12 protein-coding genes are annotated in these 13,168 nt (G+C 65.9%); 8 read left to right on the top strand and 4 right to left on the bottom strand.

The window, feature by feature from the left end:
• Positions 1 to 17: 17 nt before the first annotated feature.
• Entirely contained in the window at positions 18 to 629 is a 612-nt protein-coding gene (locus VC212_RS11105; RefSeq protein ID WP_055849924.1) for a DUF998 domain-containing protein, read from the bottom strand.
• 162 nt (positions 630 to 791) lie between these two features.
• Here VC212_RS11105 and trxA point away from each other — a divergent pair, with 162 nt between their 5' ends.
• From trxA to VC212_RS11090, 3 genes are all read left to right on the top strand, one after another.
• Positions 792 to 1,652: a thioredoxin gene (trxA, locus tag VC212_RS11100; RefSeq protein ID WP_055849921.1), complete on the top strand. Its 861-nt coding sequence runs from the start codon at positions 792 to 794 to the stop codon at positions 1,650 to 1,652.
• A gap of 999 nt (positions 1,653 to 2,651) precedes the next feature.
• A complete protein-coding gene (locus VC212_RS11095; RefSeq protein WP_055849919.1) occupies positions 2,652 to 3,101 on the top strand; it encodes a DUF4442 domain-containing protein in 450 nt (149 codons plus the stop codon).
• A gap of 197 nt (positions 3,102 to 3,298) precedes the next feature.
• Entirely contained in the window at positions 3,299 to 4,246 is a 948-nt protein-coding gene (locus tag VC212_RS11090; protein ID WP_193552623.1) for a peptidylprolyl isomerase, read from the top strand.
• Positions 4,247 to 4,291: 45 nt separating this feature from the next.
• On the opposite strand, the gene VC212_RS11085 is transcribed toward VC212_RS11090, so the two are convergent.
• On the bottom strand, positions 4,292 to 5,179 hold the full coding sequence (locus VC212_RS11085) for a DMT family transporter (RefSeq protein WP_055849914.1): 888 nt from the start codon (positions 5,177 to 5,179) through the stop codon (positions 4,292 to 4,294).
• Positions 5,180 to 5,349: 170 nt separating this feature from the next.
• On the opposite strand from VC212_RS11085, the gene VC212_RS11080 reads away from it, so the two are divergent.
• From VC212_RS11080 to VC212_RS11065, 4 genes are all read left to right on the top strand, one after another.
• Positions 5,350 to 6,285 carry a LysR substrate-binding domain-containing protein gene (locus VC212_RS11080; protein ID WP_055849912.1) on the top strand — a complete coding sequence of 312 codons (936 nt, stop codon included), beginning with the start codon at positions 5,350 to 5,352 and terminating at the stop codon, positions 6,283 to 6,285.
• 355 nt (positions 6,286 to 6,640) lie between these two features.
• Positions 6,641 to 6,955 carry a metalloregulator ArsR/SmtB family transcription factor gene (locus tag VC212_RS11075; RefSeq protein WP_055849910.1) on the top strand — a complete coding sequence of 105 codons (315 nt, stop codon included), beginning with the start codon at positions 6,641 to 6,643 and terminating at the stop codon, positions 6,953 to 6,955.
• 30 nt (positions 6,956 to 6,985) lie between these two features.
• Positions 6,986 to 8,419 (top strand): DUF2867 domain-containing protein, encoded by a 1,434-nt coding sequence (locus VC212_RS11070; RefSeq protein ID WP_115560113.1) that lies wholly within the window; start codon positions 6,986 to 6,988, stop codon positions 8,417 to 8,419.
• Between the two features lie 81 nt (positions 8,420 to 8,500).
• Entirely contained in the window at positions 8,501 to 8,794 is a 294-nt protein-coding gene (locus VC212_RS11065) for a hypothetical protein (RefSeq protein ID WP_023903350.1), read from the top strand.
• A 323-nt stretch (positions 8,795 to 9,117) separates the two neighbouring features.
• Here VC212_RS11065 and VC212_RS11060 read toward each other — a convergent pair whose 3' ends face one another.
• Positions 9,118 to 9,921 carry a DUF4349 domain-containing protein gene (locus VC212_RS11060; RefSeq protein ID WP_055849906.1) on the bottom strand — a complete coding sequence of 268 codons (804 nt, stop codon included), beginning with the start codon at positions 9,919 to 9,921 and terminating at the stop codon, positions 9,118 to 9,120.
• On the bottom strand, positions 9,918 to 10,274 hold the full coding sequence (locus VC212_RS11055) for a GFA family protein (RefSeq protein ID WP_055849904.1): 357 nt from the start codon (positions 10,272 to 10,274) through the stop codon (positions 9,918 to 9,920). Before VC212_RS11055 ends, VC212_RS11060 begins: the two co-directional genes overlap by 4 nt.
• Positions 10,275 to 10,508: 234 nt before the next feature.
• Between VC212_RS11055 and VC212_RS11050 the strand changes: the two genes are divergently transcribed.
• On the top strand, positions 10,509 to 12,317 hold the full coding sequence (locus tag VC212_RS11050; RefSeq protein ID WP_323514977.1) for a DUF885 domain-containing protein: 1,809 nt from the start codon (positions 10,509 to 10,511) through the stop codon (positions 12,315 to 12,317).
• Positions 12,318 to 13,168 lie beyond the last annotated feature (851 nt).

Here is a 13,168-nt window from a genome sequence, read left to right as displayed (position 1 = left end):
TGCTCCAAACCGCTCGCTCAGATCGCAGGCTTTGCCGGCCAGATCCAGGCCGCCACAGCCAGCCAGCCGACCCAGGCCAGAAACGCCAGGCGTTGTGCGATGGCCTGCCGCAGCAGGCCGGGCGGGCCAAATGCCAGCACCGCCACCAGCAGCCCGGCCGCCAGGCTGAGCCAGGCCAGCGCGCGGGTCTCGGGAGTATTGAGCAGCGCTGCGGCAATCAACAACATGCCCGGCACAAACGCCACCGCCCACAGCAACCAGGCCGTGGCATGCGCCTGACTGGCGCGGCCGTCCAGATCGGTGGGATCCAGCGGCAGCATGCCCATGCCGACAAAAGCCAGCCCGGCCAGCACGATGAGCTGCCCGCCCACGCGCAGGCTCCAGCCGGCCTTGGGGGGCATGCGCGCCAGCAAGCTGACGCCGGTGATCATGCCCAGCGCACCGACCAGCACGAACGCCAGCAAATTGAAGCCCAGCGCATGCGGCACACCCTGCGCGCCCAGCAACGCGACCGGGTGGCTGGCCTGCAGATAGCCCGGCAGCGTGGCCCCGAACCCGGCCAGCGCCAGCACGAACACGGTTGCCGCGATCAGGCCCAGGTAGCGCTGCGCGCTGTCGGTACTTCCCATTGTGGTGCTCCGCTGCGGGGCGCGTTGGCGCCACCAGGACGCGGCATTGTCGTGCCGGGCGCACACGGCGTGAACCCCCTTCGGCGTCCCGGACTGGCCTTGTGTCGGCCGGGTTTGCCACCATTACCACCCATTGTTGCCGTCACCTCATACAGGAAGCCCATGTCCGACAAGCCGCATGTATTCGATGCCACCACCGACACCTTCGAGACCGAGGTCCTGCAGAAATCGTTGACGACACCGGTACTGGTGGATTTCTGGGCCACCTGGTGCGGGCCGTGCAAGTCGCTGACGCCGATCCTGGAAAAGCTGGCAGGCGAGTACAACGGCGCATTCGAGCTGGGCAAAGTCGATGTGGACAAAGAACAACAGATCGCCGCGGCGTTCCAGATCCGCTCGGTGCCGACGGTGTTCCTGGTTAAAGGTGGCGAGATCGTCGACGGCTTCCCCGGCGCGATGCCCGAAGGCCAGGTGCGCGAATTCCTGACCCAGCACGGCGTGCTGCCGGCCGAGCCGCAGATCGCCGAAGAGCTGCTGCCCGAGGCGCCGCTGGACCCGCAGGCACAGGCCGCCGCGTTGCGCGAGGCGATCGCTGCCGAACCGGACAAGGACGAGCTCAAGCTGGATCTGGCGCTGGCGCTGCTCAAAACCGGCGACACCGCCGAGGCCGAGCAGTTGATCGACGCCCTGCCCGCCAACCTGGCCACCGACGACCGCGCGGTGCGTGCCAAGGCGCGCCTGAGTTTTGCCAATGTGCTCAAGGACGCCCCGGACGCCAGCGCGCTGCAGGCCACCGTGGATACCAATGGTGCCGACCTGCGCGCGCGTCACCTGCTCGGCGTGCGCCATCTGCTCGACGGCAACGACGAAGCGGCGCTGGAACAGTTCCTGGAAATGCTGCGGCAGGATCGCGCCTTCGACGAGAACCTGCCGCGCCGCAGCCTGATCGATGCGTTCCGCGTGATCGAAGACGAAGACCTGGTCGGCCGCTACCGCCGCAAGATGTCGGCGCTGGTGTTCTGATAGCGACGGGCACTGTGGCGCGAGCCGCGGCTTCGTACGCCAGAGAGCGGTTACATGCGCTGAGATCGGTTGCATGCAGCGTGTCGATTGCACGCATTGCACGCAGCGTGTCGGTCACAGGGTCCGGCACGCCGCGGTGCGGTGCGAGGCCTGCATCCTGCCGCTACCAAGCCGCGCAGACCGGCCTATCCAAACAGGTCCCCCGCCCACAGTTCCGACATCCTGAAAACCGACCCGACGAAGACGGCCGACCCCATGAACGCGTAGGAGCGGACCTGGCCGCGATGAGGCATTCCCAGTCGCGATGAAGCGTCATGCGATAACGGTGGCGGTCACGCACCGTCGCGGCCAGGTCCGCCCCTACAAGTCCTAGCTCCCCTACGCGTCACGCGTAAGGCAGCGCTGCAACAAAGCGTGAGAGCCGGTCCCCGCCAGATTGCGCAGACGGCACACGGCGCAGCGACGACGACTTCAAGCCACCCGCCCCCTGACGCGTAGGAGCGGACCTGGCCGCGATGAGGCTTCCCGCGGTCGCGATGAATCGTTCCTCCGATAACGGTGATGCACCGTCGCGGCCAGGTCCGCTCCTACAAGCCCTGGCGCCCTGGCGCTTCACGCGTAAGGCAGCGCTGCAATAAAGCGTGAGAGCCGGTCCCCGCCAGATTGCGCAGAAGGCACCCGGCGCAGCGACGACGACTTCAAGCCACCCCGCCCCCTGACCCGTAGGAGCGGACCTGGCCGCGATGAGGCATTCCCGCGGTCGCGATGAATCGTTCCTCCGATAACGGTGATGCAACGTCGCGGCCAGGTCCGCTCCTACGAGAGAACGCTGGTGGTCGAGCCTTCTGCGCGAGGCGGCGCGACTTGCGCGGCCGGAGATGACGCGACGCCTGGACAGACTCACATGACGGGCAAAGTCGCTTCCCCGGACGTTCATCGCCAACCATACGCATGCGAATGTTATGCTGCAGACCCGACCTGCCATGGAACCCGGCCCGCATGCGCGCTTCACTGTTCAAGCTCGGCATCAACCTGTGGCCGCCGTATCTGTTTTCAGGCATCCACGTCACCGTGTTGTCGGCCGACTATCGCTTCGCGCGTGTGGAACTGCGGCAGCGCCCATGGAATCGCAATTACGTCGGCACCCATTTCGGCGGCAGCCTGTTCGCGATGACCGATCCGTTCTGGATGCTGCTGGTGATGCAGAACCTGGGGCGCGACTACTACGTGTGGGACAAGGCCGGCAGCATCGACTTCGTCAAACCCGGGCGCGGCACGGTGAGCGCGGATTTTGTGATCGACAACGCCATGCTCGCCGAACTGCGCGACGCCACCGCCAGCGGAGAGAAGCATCTGCGCTGGTTCGAAAACGCGATACACAACCGCGATGGCGAGGTCGTTGCGCAAGTGCGCAAGCAACTCTACGTCAAGCGCAAACCGGCACAGTAACTGCAGCACTGTCGCTCTGCTGCAAAGCAGGAGAGCGATAAATCCATGCGCCAATCGGACATGACGCGCCCGCTCGATGCGGGCACGTCATGTCTGCGCAAGGTGCGCCGCAATGGCATGCAATCATCATTGCCACGACGCTGGCGTAGCGCATCGGCGTCGTGGCGTGCGCATCACCGCTTTGCGTCCTTGCGCGCATTGGTCAAGAATCAACCACCTTTCCTTCGCTGGTTGCCTTCATGCTGCTGCGCACTGTTGTTTCTGCCTGCCTGCTCGCGCTGGTAGTGCCCGCTGCCGCGCATGCGGCCTACCGCAGCCCGCAACAGATCCTGGACAGCTCGCCGGCCAACGCCTGGCGCGTGCTCGATCCCGATCGCACGCTCTACCTGGAACTGGATACCGGCCGGGTGATCATCGAGTTGGCGCCGCAATTTGCGCCCGAGCACGTGGGCAACATCCGCACGCTCGCCCACGAGCGCTTCTGGGATGGGCTCAGCATCTATCGGTCGCAGGATAATTTCGTGGTGCAGTTCGGCGACCCCGATGGCGAGACGCCGGACAAGGCCAAATCATTGGGCTCGGCCAAGACCCATCTGCCTGCCGAGTTCGAACGCGCCGCGCAAGGTCTGGATTTTCAGCGCCTGCCCGATAGCGATGGCTGGGCGCCACAGGTCGGCTTTGTCGAAGGCTTCCCGGCAGGCCGCGACAGCGCCACCGGCAAAGCCTGGCTGGCGCATTGCTACGGCACGCTGGGCGCGGGGCGCAACAATGACGAAGACAGCAGCATCGGCGCCGAATTGTATGTGGTCACCGGGCAGTCGCCACGGCAGTTAGACCGCAACATCACCGTGGTCGGCCGCGTGGTCAAGGGCATGGAGTTGCTAAGCGTGATCCCCCGTGGGCCGGACCCGATGGGCTTCTACGAAGACACCACGCAACGCTCTCCGATCCGCGCAATACGCCTGGCCAGCGAAGTGCCGGCCCCGGAGCGCACGCCGTTGCAACTGTTGCGCACCGACAGCCAGAGCTTCCGCGATGTGGCCGAAGCACGCCGCAATCGCAAGGACGACTTCTACAAGCGTCCGGCCGGACATATCGATCTGTGCAACGTGCCGCTGCCGGTGCGGACACCGCCCGCGGGCTGAGTCGGGAATCGGGAATCGGGAATCGCAAAAGCGGGGCGCGCGTGCTTAGCGGGCGCGCTGGCTGAAAGCGACGCTGCCCAGAATCAGCACCGCGGCCAGCAACATGGTCCAGGTCAGCGGTTCGCCCAGCAGCGACCACGCCAGCAGCGCACCGAACACCGGCACCAGGTAGGTCACGGTGGATGCACGCGCCGGACCGATGCGCTGGATCAACCGGTAATACATCAAGAATGCCAAGCCGGTGCAGACCACGCCCAATGCGGTCGCACACGCCCAGGCCACTGCCGGCACCGGCGTGGTCGGCCACTGCAGCCAGGCCAACGGTGCCAGCAGCAATGCACTGCACCCCAGCGTGGACGCCGCCGATGCAGCCGGTGGCAGGTCGCCCATGTGGCGCTTCACCAGGTTGTAGCCGATGCCGTACAGCAGCGAAGCGGTTGCGCCGGCCAATGCCGCCGGGCCCACGCTCAACCCGGCTGACTTGCCGGTCGCCAGCACCAGCACGCCGATGAATCCCACCAACAAGGCCAGCGCGCGCCGCGTACCTATGCGTTCGCCAAAGAACAAGAACGCGATCAACGCAGTGAACAACACCGTCATCGCATTGCAGATCGCACCGACGGCGGCCGGCGCATGTTGCGCGCCCCAGGCAAACAGCAGAAACGGCAGCGCGGAGTTCAACACGCCGATCGCCGCCAGCATCGGCCAGCGGTGCAAGGGGAACCGATCGCGCGCCAACCACAGAAACGGCAGCAGGACCGCCGCGCCCAGCGCCAGGCGAATTTCCACCAACGCCACCGTGCCGAACTTGGGCGCCGCCACACGCATGAACAGGAACGAGCACCCCCACACGATGCCGAGAAAACCCAGCTCGAGCGGGGTCCGCCATTCGCGTGTTGCAACGACCGGCTGCGTCGACGAGTGCGCGCTCATGGCTGTGCTCCCGCGGCATGCCGTGCGGCGCTGAAACGGCAGAAGACAAGCTCGGGCGGACAGCTGGACATGGCACGATCATCGCGACGGGATGACGCAGCATCGGCTGCCGCCGCAGGCCCGACAAGCGCGTAGTATCGCGGTCAGCCACAAATCTGACTCATGTCTCGATGAATCTGCGCCCGACCCTGCTGCCCGCATTGGGCGTGTTCGCCGCCGCCGCGCGCCATCAAAATTTCGCGCATGCGGCCGAAGAACTGCATCTCACCGCCAGCGCGGTCAGCCACCATGTGCGCAAGCTCGAAGCGCTGCTCGGTGTCACTCTGTTCCAGCGGCTGCCGCGCGGGGTCAAGCTCACCGCCGAAGGCCGTCAGCTGGCCGATGCCGCCACCGCCGCACTGGCCGAGATCGCCGCGGTAGCCGGCAACCTGCATCCGCGCGAAGACGCCATCCCGCTGCGGGTGACCACGCTGCGCTCGCTGTCGTACTGCTGGCTATTACCGCGCCTGCCGCGCTTTTGCCACGCCCATCCGCATGTCCGCCTGGACCTGCAATCGGACCCGGCGTTCTCGCGTTTCGAAGAAGGCGGCCCGGAACTGGGCATCCGTTATGGGCAAGGCGCATGGCCGGGGCTGACCTCGCACCATTTGATGGACGATGAGCTGTTCCCGGTGGCCTCGCCCTCGTTGCCGGAAGTGGCGGCACTGCGCACGCCGGCGCAGATTGCCCAGTTGCCGCTGCTGAGCGACATGTCGCCGCAAGGCTGGCGCGACTGGTTTCGCGCCGCCCAGGTGCGCGGCACCACGCTGCCGCCGATGCATACCTTCAACGACAGCACCGATGCGATGCGCGCAGCGGTGTACGGTCTGGGCGCGGTGCTGGCACGCAAACACATCGCCCAGCCCTATCTGCAACGCTACGAACTGGTGCGGCTGCCAGGCCCCACGCTCAAGGCTCGGTACGCGTATTACATCGTGCACCCCAGCCACCGCGAGCCAAGCCCGGCGGCGGCGTTGTTCATCGACTGGCTCAAACGCGAAGCGCTGGACGAACGCACCCCGATGCCCGCGTTGCCGGCAGAACTGGTGGCACTGCCGGCCGCGTGAGAGTGGCCGCTTGAACCGCTGCAGTCTCGCCGGCCAGACGTCGCATCATTGGATCACCTGAGCGTGACGTTCTCGAAGCGCGCGCTATTGTTCCTGGATTGAGGTGGCCTGCCAGTCGTGCAGGCCACTGGCGACAAAGGCGCTCATCGCCAATCGGCCGCACCCTGCGCCACAGCGTCGGTAGATCCCGTGCGCTCCCGGCGTGAGCCGCCGCGGCATCGTCCATCGCAGCAATGCTTGCGGCATTCGCCAGATGCACCCGGCCGTAGCCCGGGAGCGCCCCCCAAAAAAAACGCTTGACATCGGCCGCCATAAAGTCAATTAATTAGCTAATTCGTTAATTACTTAAACCCTTATGTCCATCGACCGCGTCTTCGAAGCCCTCGCCTCCCAACCCCGCCGCAAGATGCTGGCGTGCCTGGCAGACCAGGAACTCACCGCCGGGCAGATCGGGCAGTTGTTCGAAATGAGCGCGCCGGCGATCTCGCGGCATCTGTCGGTGCTGGAAACCGCCGGGCTGGTGTCCAGCGAGCGTCGCGGCCAGTTCGTGATCTACCGGCTCACCCCGGACAACCTGGTCAACACCCTCAGCAGCTTTGCCTTCGAGGTCTGCCCGGCCTCGGCACCGATCAAACGCAAGGCGCGTGCCTTGACCAAGAAGACCTCCTGACTCACCTCCGGCCGCAAAGGACTCATGCCGATGTTCAGCACACCCCAGCACCGCCCTGCCGACGCACACGCAGGTTTTCCGTCCGTCCGTCTGGAGTCCTACAGCGGCGGCCTGCCGGTGGAGGTCACGCTGATCGCACAGCTGGGAGTGGGCGCCGGCAACCCGTTGATCGACCAGGCCTGCCGCCGCCAGCGCGCGCATCCCAGCTTTCACGATGCGCTGGACGAGCCATCGGCACGCCTGGCGGCCACCGATTTTGCGCACGGCGAATCGACCGCGCTGTTCTCGTTTGCGGTGGGCGCCAATGGCCACCCGTTCCATCGCCACGCCGGGCATCGCATGTTCACTGCCATCACCGGCAGCAGTGGCGCGCAACTGCGCTTTTGCACCGCCTCGATGGAACAGATCGAACAAGACCCGCAGCACTTTCTGGCGGCGTTGCGGCACATCGATCTGCCAGCCGATTGCCTGTTTACCGTGCGCTTTGGCGGCGGCACCTGGCACCAGTTCGCACCGCTGAAAGCGCAGGCCGCACACCCGGCGTTTTTTGCACTGTCCTGCCACAGCGATGAGGCCGGCGGTGAGTTGAGCGATGCGGTGCGCGCACGCGTGCTGGCCGGTACCGCCGATATCGCAACGCTCACCGAAACGCTGCCCGAGTCAGTGATTGCGCTGCTGGCCTCGGCGCAGGCGCGTGCGCTGCAGATTCCCACCGTGGGTCTGTCGCTGGCCGCATCGCCGGGCAGCAGCCGGTTTGCCTGGTGCGGCCGGCTACGCTCCTTCAGCGGCCGGCTGCGCCAGGCAGTGAGCCGGCTGCGGCGGCCGGTGGGGTTTGTTGCGCTGGCACCGCAGCGGGCACAGGTCAGCGTGCATGCCGAGCCCAAGCCCGGCTCGCTGCTGACCCGGCATCTGCAACGCTTCGACCATCAGGACAGCGTGCGTCTGCGCCTGCGACCGCATCAGTTGCGTCAGCACGGTGCGCACACCTTGATGGCGTTGCTGCTGGAAGGATTCACCGAGCGCGCGCCGCCGGGTGTGACCTGGCTGATGCGGCTGCGCAATGCGCTGGTGGCACCGTTGCAGTTGCGGACCTCGCCGCTGGGCTGCCCGGTGTCGTCATTGCTGTCGCCGCAGCGCGACTGTCTGTTCGCGGGCCGGTTCCCGGTGCTTGCGCAAGACACCGCGCCACTGGACCGGCGCGTGCAGGTACTGCTGGGCGCCGACGACCGCCACCTGGTCTTCCGCAGCAGCGTGGGCGTGGAGGTACTGGAGGATGGCAGCGTGGAGCTGAGCCTGGAGACGCGGGTGGCCTGCCGCAATACGTTTGGCCGCGTCTACATGGCCTTGGTAGACGGCGTGCACCATCGCTACATCGCGCCGGCACTGCTGCGCACTGCCGCCCAGGCGCTGCTGGTGCCGGTGCTGGATACCGCCCCGGCACAGGCGACAACCAAGCGCGCGTGAGCAACCAGCGCACGCAGCCATCACCCGATCTTGCCTGACCGCTGCCTAGGCTTTGGGTCCCCAATCCAAGGAAGCTTTCCCATGCCGACTCTTCGCATGCGTATCACCGGCACCGACGACGACGCACGTGCCATCGCCAATCTGCTGCAGAGCATCGAAGGTATCGAGCACGTCGAAGAAGTGGACGACCTGATGCCGCATCTGGACGACGACGATTCCAGCTCGGCCGGCCTGTCCGACGACGAAGGTCCGGGCAGCCACGAGTTCGAAGTGGAAGCCGGCAACGAGGCCACCGCGCAGAAGGTGCGCGACGCGGTGCAGGAACTGGCCTTGCAGCTGGACGTGTTTGTCGAATACGAAGTCGACGAAGGCTGAGCCTGCGCTGGGCAAGACTGCAGCATCGCTCGATGCCTGCAGTCGGCCTGCCTTTTTCCCGACGAAGCCTACGGCCCGCTGGCGCCTTGGTTTCAGCGAGCGGTGCTCGCACCGGAGGCTTACAGCACGCTGGAAGCGACCTGGTCGAACAGCGCTGTTAACACGCGGCCATGTCGATGCACATACCAGATTGCATGCGCTTTGCAATTGCATGCGCTTTGCACATGCGTCCTGCACTACTTTACCCAGCGCGGCTTCAAAAGACATACGCCGGCGCCAGTCACGCGCGGCTGGTGCGGCAGTGCCGCCCAGCCGCGCGCAGGTCAGGACATCCGGCGACGCCGCGCGCGCCAGCGCCACGCCTGCAACAGCAGCCAGCCGACGATCGCCGCCACCAGTGCCACTGGCAGCAATGCCGCAACCGCACGGATCACGAACGCCACGCTGGACGAAAACACCTGACCGAACTCGGCAGCTGCCTGCGCAATCTCGCTTCTGCCCTGCTCCCCGCCGGTACTGCGGAAGTTGAGCGTCAGTAACTGGGTGCGGATACGGCGTTGCTGCTGCGCCGCTTCTTGCTGGGTTTGCTGCGCTTCGGCCTCGATCTCGGCCAGGCGCTTGGACAATGCAAGCAGATCGCTCACCGCCAGATCGCGACGTTGCTGCAATTCCAGCAGACGCGCGTGTTCTTTCTGCAGCCGCGCCTGTGCCAGACCGGTATCGGCAATCTGCTGGGCCAGATCCTCGGCGTGCGTGCTGCGTGCCGCCACATCGCCATGCTGGCCGGCCAGTTGCACCAGTGGCTCGATGCCCTCGGGCACCATGCGCATGCGAACGCTGCCGCTGGGCTCGCGCCCACCATCCTGTTCCACCGCCAACAGCGCGCAGGTGCCGAACTGTGCGCTCTGACAGGCTGCACGGACCGCCGCGATGCGCTCGCCGATCTGATCGGCTGGCAACTCGATCCGCACATCGTGTTCGTAAGCCAGTGCATTGCCCTGCGCAGCTGGCGGCGCCGGCGCTGGCGCACCGCCGTCTGCGGCCATCTCTCCCTGAGGCCGCGCACATCCGCACAGGGCCCAGCCGACCAGCAGCGCGATGCCGGGCCAGCGCACGCCGCGCCTCATCGGCTGGCTCCATCGACCTGTTGCACGCGCAAGGTGGTCAGATCCAGCGCGGGCAGGCAGCGCACGTTGACCGCAACGCTGGCTTCGCCGGTCTTGGGGTTGGCCCCCTCGCTGAAGGGCGCAATGCCGCAGTGCGGGCAATGATGATGCTCGATATGGTGATGATTGAAGCGGTAGGTGCCAACCGCCTCCGCGGCCGCCTGCAGGCGCAGTTGGGTGCGTGTGCCGAACCAGAGCAGACCACCGCGGCGACGGCAAAGCGAGCAATTGCAGTCGTAGACCTCGGTGATCGGCGCATCGGTCTCCAGTTCGAACGCGATACTTCCGCAATGACAACTACCGGCATACAGCATGGGTCTTCCTCCTTGGAAAGCGCCACCTGACTGTGGCGTACAACGGGCAAACGGTAGGTCGCGACAGCGGGCATGGCAGCGGCGAGGATTCGCCCGCTACCGGCCGATGCCGGACAACGGCTGCGGCCGCCTTGGTGGGCGGCGCACCGATTCGATCGCCACTCTAAACCAATGGTGGATGCGGACAACCGCACAGTTGCCTATGCTGGCGGATTGATTCCATCAGGACCCACCATGCGTCAACGCCTGCTTGTCCTCGCCCTGATCGCCGGCCTGAGTGCCTGCCAACAGCAGCCCGCATCGCCAAGCGCCGGCACCACGCCGCCCGCCGGCGCGCACGACGCGCAGACCCCGGATGCGCGCTTTACCGCGCTCTCCAAGCAGGCCCTGGACACCTGGATGCAGCTGTCGCCGGTCACCGCTACCCAGACCGGCGATCACCGCTTTGATACGCAGATCGACGATCTCAGCACCGCCGGGCGCCAGCGCAGCCTGGATGCCGGCAAGAAGCTGCTGACCGAGCTGGAGGCGATCGACATCGCCAAGCTGTCGCGCGAGAACCAGGTCGATGCAGCGATCTTGCGTAACCAGTTGCAATCGGAAATCTGGAATACCGAGGTCCTGCAGAGCTGGGCCTGGGACCCGCAGGTCTACAACGGCCTGGCCGGTAGCGCGTTGTACGGCCTGATGGCGCGCGAGTTCGCGCCGCTGCCCGAGCGCCTGGCGTCGGCCACGCAGCGCATGGAAAAAATCCCGAGCATCTTTGCGCAGGCGCGCGAGAACCTGGACCCGGCGCGCGTGCCCAAGATCCACGCCGAGACGGTGGCCAAGCAGAACAAGGGCATCTTGAGCATTGTCGATACCTTCATCGCGCCCAACATCGGCCAGCTTGGCCCGATCGAAGCGGCGCGCGCGCAGGCGGCCATCGACAACCTGCGCAAGGCGGTGACCGAGCAGCAGACCTGGCTGGACACCGTGCTGGTGCCCAATGCCAAGGGGGACTTCCGTGTCGGTGCAGAAAAGTACGATCAGAAGCTGAAATTCGCGCTGGTGTCGTCGCTGTCGCGCGCCGATATCAAACAACGTGCGGAGTCCGAACTCAAACGCGTGCGCAGCGAGATGTACGGCATTGCGCGCACCGTGCTCAAGGACAAACCGGGCGCACCGAAGCTGCCCGCCTCGCCGACCGACGATCAGCAACAGGCTGCAATCGAAGCCGCGCTGGAACTGGCGTATGCCGACAAGCCCGCGCGCGACAAGGTGGTGGACGAAGCCAAGGCAGCGCTGACGCAGTCCACCAACTTCGTGCGTCAGAAAGATTTGATGACGCTGCCGGATTCGCCGGTGGACATCATCCTGATGCCGGAATTCCAGCGTGGCGTGGCGGTGGCGTATTGCGATTCGCCCGGCCCGCTCGACAAGAATCTCAAGACCTTCTACGCGGTGTCGCCGATTCCGGATGACTGGAACGACAAGCAGGTCGATTCATTCCTGCGCGAATACAACACCCGCATGATCCATCTGCTCAGCATCCACGAGGGCACGCCGGGCCATTACCTGGAAGGCTGGCACTCGGCCAAGTTCCCCTCCACGCTGCGCGCGGTGCTGCGCTCGGGCATGTTCGCCGAAGGCTGGGCGGTGTACACCGAGCGCATGATGCAGGAGCAGGGCTACCTGGATAACGACCCGCTGTTCCACCTGGTGCAGCTCAAGTTCTACCTGCGCACCATTGCCAATGCCATCCTAGACCAGGGCGTGCATGTGGACGGCTGGGATCGCGACAAGGCGATGCACCTGATGACGCACGACACCTTCCAGCAGGAAAGCGAAGCCTCGGGCAAATGGGTGCGTGCGCAGCTATCGTCGGCGCAACTGCCGACCTACTTCGTCGGCGTGCAGGAACATCTGGACACGCGCAAGGCGGTGCAAGAGAAGCTGGGCAAGGACTTCAACCTGAAGGCGTACCACGACAAGATGCTGTCCTACGGCGCCCCGCCGGTGCGCTTTGCACGCGAGCTGATGCTGGATCAGCCGATCAAGTAAGCACTTCCTTCTCCTCGCGGGAGAGGGGCTTGGTCCAACAGACGGATGAAGTGCTGACTCTCTCCCTTCTCCCGCACGCGGGAGAAGGTGCCCCGCAGGGGCGGATGAGGGCGCGAGCGAAGCCTGGTGTGGCCGAACTAGCGAGCGGCTCCGCCCCGTACCCTCACCCCACCCCCTCTCCCGCGGGGAGAGCGGCTTGCTCCAGCAGACGGATGAAGTGCTGACTCTCTCCCTTCTCCCGCACGCGGGAGAAGGTGCCCCGCAGGGGCGGATGAGGGCGCGAGCGAAGCCTGGTGTCGCCGAACTAGCGAGTGGCTCTGCCCCGTACCCTCACCCCAACCCCTCTCCCGCTGGGAGAGGGGCTTGCTCCAACAAACGGCTGAAGCGCTGACTATCTCTCTTCTCCCGCACGCGGGAGAAGGTGCCCCGCAGGGGCCGATGAGGGTGTGGGCGAAGCGTGGTGTGGCCGAACTAGCGAGTGGCTCCGCCCCGTACCCTCACCCCTCTCCCGCTGGGAGAGGGGCTTGCTCCAACAGACGGATGAAGCGCTGACTCTCTCCCTTCTCCCGCATGCGGGAGAAGGTACCCCGCAGGGGCCGATGAGGGCGCGAGCGAAGCCTGGTGTCGCCGAACTAGCGAATGGCTCCGCCACGTACCCTCACCCCAACCCTCTCCCGCTGGGAGAGGGGCTTGCTCCAACAGACGGATGAAGCGCTGACTCTCTCCCTTCTCCCGCACGCGGGAGAAGGTGCCCCGTAGGGGCGGATGAGGGCGCGAGCGAAGCCTAGTGTCGCCGAACTAGCGAGCGGCTCCGCCCCGTACCCTCACCCCAACCCCTCTCCCGCTGGGAG

The organism is Xanthomonas sp. WHRI 8932A (genome assembly GCF_035012785.1).
GTDB lineage: Bacteria > Pseudomonadota > Gammaproteobacteria > Xanthomonadales > Xanthomonadaceae > Xanthomonas.
Note: the sequence above shows the minus strand (reverse complement) of the source record. Positions and strands in the feature narration are given on the sequence as shown.

Coding starts and splice junctions, on each gene's coding strand:
- VC212_RS11105 (WP_055849924.1), bottom strand. CDS start 629: ATGGGAAGTACCGACAGCGCGCAGCGCTACCTGGGCCTGATCGCGGCA.
- trxA (WP_055849921.1), top strand. CDS start 792: ATGTCCGACAAGCCGCATGTATTCGATGCCACCACCGACACCTTCGAG.
- VC212_RS11095 (WP_055849919.1), top strand. CDS start 2,652: ATGCGCGCTTCACTGTTCAAGCTCGGCATCAACCTGTGGCCGCCGTAT.
- VC212_RS11085 (WP_055849914.1), bottom strand. CDS start 5,179: ATGAGCGCGCACTCGTCGACGCAGCCGGTCGTTGCAACACGCGAATGG.
- VC212_RS11080 (WP_055849912.1), top strand. CDS start 5,350: ATGAATCTGCGCCCGACCCTGCTGCCCGCATTGGGCGTGTTCGCCGCC.
- VC212_RS11075 (WP_055849910.1), top strand. CDS start 6,641: ATGTCCATCGACCGCGTCTTCGAAGCCCTCGCCTCCCAACCCCGCCGC.
- VC212_RS11070 (WP_115560113.1), top strand. CDS start 6,986: ATGTTCAGCACACCCCAGCACCGCCCTGCCGACGCACACGCAGGTTTT.
- VC212_RS11065 (WP_023903350.1), top strand. CDS start 8,501: ATGCCGACTCTTCGCATGCGTATCACCGGCACCGACGACGACGCACGT.
- VC212_RS11060 (WP_055849906.1), bottom strand. CDS start 9,921: ATGAGGCGCGGCGTGCGCTGGCCCGGCATCGCGCTGCTGGTCGGCTGG.
- VC212_RS11055 (WP_055849904.1), bottom strand. CDS start 10,274: ATGCTGTATGCCGGTAGTTGTCATTGCGGAAGTATCGCGTTCGAACTG.
- VC212_RS11050 (WP_323514977.1), top strand. CDS start 10,509: ATGCGTCAACGCCTGCTTGTCCTCGCCCTGATCGCCGGCCTGAGTGCC.